Below are 3053 nucleotides of genomic sequence, written 5' to 3'. Positions count from 1 at the left end.
TAACGTGCTGAGCGCGCAACGCCAAGCGCCGCGTCGTCGATATCGGTCGCAAAGATCTGCACGCGCGGGGCGTGGTCGAATCGATCCATGTGTTCGCGCATGAGCATGGCGATGGAATAGACTTCCTCGCCGGTCGCACAACCGGGCACCCAAACGCGGATGGTGTCGCCGACACCGCGTGCTTCGAACAGTTTCGGTAAGACGGCGTCCGAGAGCGCTTCAAATGCCTCGGCATCGCGAAAGAAGCTGGTGACGTTGATGAGCAGGTCGCGAAATAACGTTGTGACTTCCTCCGCGTTTTTGGACAGTCGTGCGACATAGGCTTCCGGCGTCTCAATTTCCAAGACCTGCATGCGCCGCTGCACACGGCGCAGGAAGGTCTTCACCTTGTATCCGCTGAAATCATGGCCGACCTGGTGACGCAGGATTGTGTAGATTGCATTGCGGGCTTCGTCAAAAGCGGCGCTCTCGATTTGCGCATCGGCAGCGCCGACCAGCTTGTCGAGCATGAATCTACCCGTTGCAAAGCGAGCCAGCTTGGCCCCCATCTGCTCTGCCGGTACCGCGAAGTCGACCAGGCCGCTGGAAATTGCGCTCTCGGGCATGTTGGCATGATGAGGACCAAACCCGTCGGCCACCTGCGCGAGTGTGAGCCCGCCGCGCTCCTTGATGGCCTTGATGCCCAGTGTCCCGTCCGAGTCGCCGCCGGACAGCACCACGCCGGCGGACAATTCGCCCACGTCGGCCGCCAGTGCGCTGAAAAAGAGATCAATGGGTCTGCGCTCTCGTCGGTGCGAGTCCTGCGCATGGACGTGCAGCCTACGATCCTCCACGGTCACAACCGCGTCGGCCGGCAAAAGATAAACAGTGTCGACTTCGATAACCGTGTTATCGGTAATGACGCGCACCGGCATTGCGGTGAAGCGCGACACGATCTCCGGCAGCATGCTTTCACGGTTGGGGCTCAGGTGGGTGATGATTACGCACGCCAATCCGGGCTTCTCAGGCATGCCGCGAAAAAAACCCTCCAGTGCCTCAACCCCGCCTGCGGAGGCGCCCAGGCCCACAATCGGAAAGTCCGCCGCTGATGTCATGCTTTCTCCAACCGAGGGCGCGCCTTGCCGTCCGCCCGTGTCGGCGGCTTCGATCGGGCAGTAGCCTTGCTGCTCGACGAAGCACGGAGTGCCGTCTGCTCCTCCAAAAGCCGCAGCCCCGCGCGGACAACTTCGCTTGCGGAACTGTAGCGACCGGTAGCGACTTCCGACCTGATGAATGAGGAGAGATGTTCCGTTACGCTGATGCTGAATGCGTGCTTGCTTGGCATGGGCGACTCACAACCGGATGGGTAACATGCAATACTATCCTTTCGAGCGCATCCCGGTTATACATTTCGGTCATCTGATCCGGTCCAGTGCGCGCACGGCCGCGAGCCCGCCGTGATTCAGCACAACCTGTCCGAATGCGCTACCGCAAGTGTTCGACGCGCACGAGTGCCGGGAAAACTTCATTGAGTGGGCTCTCTGCCTGTTGCGCGAGTCCTTCCATCTGTCCCGGTCTGGCGGTGATGCATGAATCATGTGACTGGAAAAGGCCCAAAGCTGGTCTTCCACCCAGCGGGAAAGAGTCTGCCCAACCCTGCGGTCGGTAGAGACGACTTCCATATCTATGACTCGTACGTGGGAGCAAGACGGCTGGGTTTTCAGGACGTTGTTGTAAGAGTCACGGACGGGCGGCTTCTCTATCCTTTTGACGGCGCTGATGCTGTCGGTCGATATTCGACCAAAGACGAGGCCATTCGTGCGGCACAACAACGCGGCGAGGAAATCGTCGGGGCCGATCTTACCTACCCAGAACGCTAAAAGGCCTCTCGAGTAACCGGTGATCTGGTAACCGGCAGTCCAGCGCAAGAGGCAGAGGGCGATGCTCAGCACGCCGTGGGCGAAACGCGCGAGGAGGTTGGCGACCTTAAATAGATAAGACCCTGCCGATGACTCGTGCCGCGGATGCTGACCGTTTCCCGTCCTCTAATGACGAGGACCGCGACGACGGAAAAGAGGGGCGCGCTCATGCCTGAACGCGCCTCCCCGCCCCGGGAAACCCCACCATCAATCGCACTTACACGCCAGGGACTGCACGGCGCGGCGTGCGTAGCATAGCGCATTCCGCCCGCGGTGAAGGCGCGCACTTACTACGGTCTTGACGGAGATCAGTAGGCCGCGAACGCTGATTCAACTGGCACTCGCCCATGGCGCGACCGCGGTTGCCGATCGCTTTGCGCGTCGATCCGCCAGCGCGGCCCCGCGAAGCGAGGTGGCCCCGTTCGTTCGGACAGTTTCTCGAATTTTAAGCTTCGTGAAGTAAGGTTCATCCGGGGTCTTGCCGGACAGACTTCAGCACGATAATTGCTGATCTCCGAGAAAAATTCCGCGACATACAAGCATGAAAGCAACAATATGGGGCCATACTCAGCTGCCGGAAGGGCATGAGGAGGTCCATCGTTTCGCGTTCGAACTGCACGATGGAAGCGCGGCGCCGCCTGTCCGCGAATCGGTGTCGCTGCGGACTGCTCGTGTTGTGGTAGCGCATCTTCAAGATGGTAATGCGTTGATTCAAATGTTCCGAGCCATCGTCAGTAGCGAGCCGGCGAGCTACGATAATTTGATCGGACAGAGCTTCGAGGATGATTTCATCGAGAATGGTCCGAGCGATCGTGTCGATGACTCACCGAGATGGCAAAACGCCGAACGATGAGAACGTTGAGCCGGCAACCGGTACGTCTCACGTAGGACCCTCGCAACACTGCAAGACCAGCTGCTCCCTGCCCGAGTTCGGCGCCTGTTGCCGGACAGGGACGTGAAGAGCTTCACGCATCACATGATGGTCGACCACACCAAATTGACGATGCAGCTTAAGATGGCCGCGCCGCATGGCATGACGGTGCCGAAAGACAACTTGGACGAGAGTGTCATCGATGCGTGAATGCGATTGAATCCGTCAACGAAGACCTTCAACGTTCGAGCGTCGTCCGCATTCGGCGCGAGCCAAAAGTGCGC

4 protein-coding genes and 1 pseudogene are annotated in these 3053 nt (G+C 59.5%); 3 read left to right on the top strand and 2 right to left on the bottom strand.

Features of this window, described 5'->3' with window-relative positions; translation table 11 throughout:
- On the bottom strand, positions 1-1094 hold a 1094-nt coding region (locus tag AWB74_RS43815; protein WP_327363319.1), incomplete at its 3' end, for a chemotaxis protein CheB.
- Positions 1091-1324, bottom strand: a complete 234-nt coding sequence (locus AWB74_RS48980; protein ID WP_087039578.1) for a type II toxin-antitoxin system ParD family antitoxin — start codon at positions 1322-1324, stop codon at positions 1091-1093. The genes AWB74_RS43815 and AWB74_RS48980, both read right to left, overlap by 4 nt.
- Positions 1325-1568: 244 nt before the next feature.
- On the opposite strand from AWB74_RS48980, the gene AWB74_RS43805 reads away from it, so the two are divergent.
- The 3 genes and pseudogenes from AWB74_RS43805 to AWB74_RS46245 form a co-directional block, all read left to right on the top strand.
- Positions 1569-1859, top strand: a complete 291-nt coding sequence (locus AWB74_RS43805; protein ID WP_087039577.1) for a DUF6723 family protein — start codon at positions 1569-1571, stop codon at positions 1857-1859.
- A 580-nt stretch (positions 1860-2439) separates the two neighbouring features.
- Positions 2440-2751, top strand: coding sequence for a hypothetical protein (locus tag AWB74_RS43800; RefSeq protein ID WP_061152706.1), 312 nt, complete (start codon positions 2440-2442; stop codon positions 2749-2751).
- Positions 2752-2844: 93 nt separating this feature from the next.
- Positions 2845-2976 (top strand): annotated as a pseudogene (locus tag AWB74_RS46245) (DUF4142 domain-containing protein); the annotation flags it as partial.
- Between the last annotated feature and the right edge of the window lie 77 nt (positions 2977-3053).

This window comes from Caballeronia arvi (assembly GCF_001544695.2).
In the GTDB taxonomy this organism is placed as follows: domain Bacteria; phylum Pseudomonadota; class Gammaproteobacteria; order Burkholderiales; family Burkholderiaceae; genus Caballeronia; species Caballeronia arvi.
Note: the sequence above shows the minus strand (reverse complement) of the source record. Positions and strands in the feature narration are given on the sequence as shown.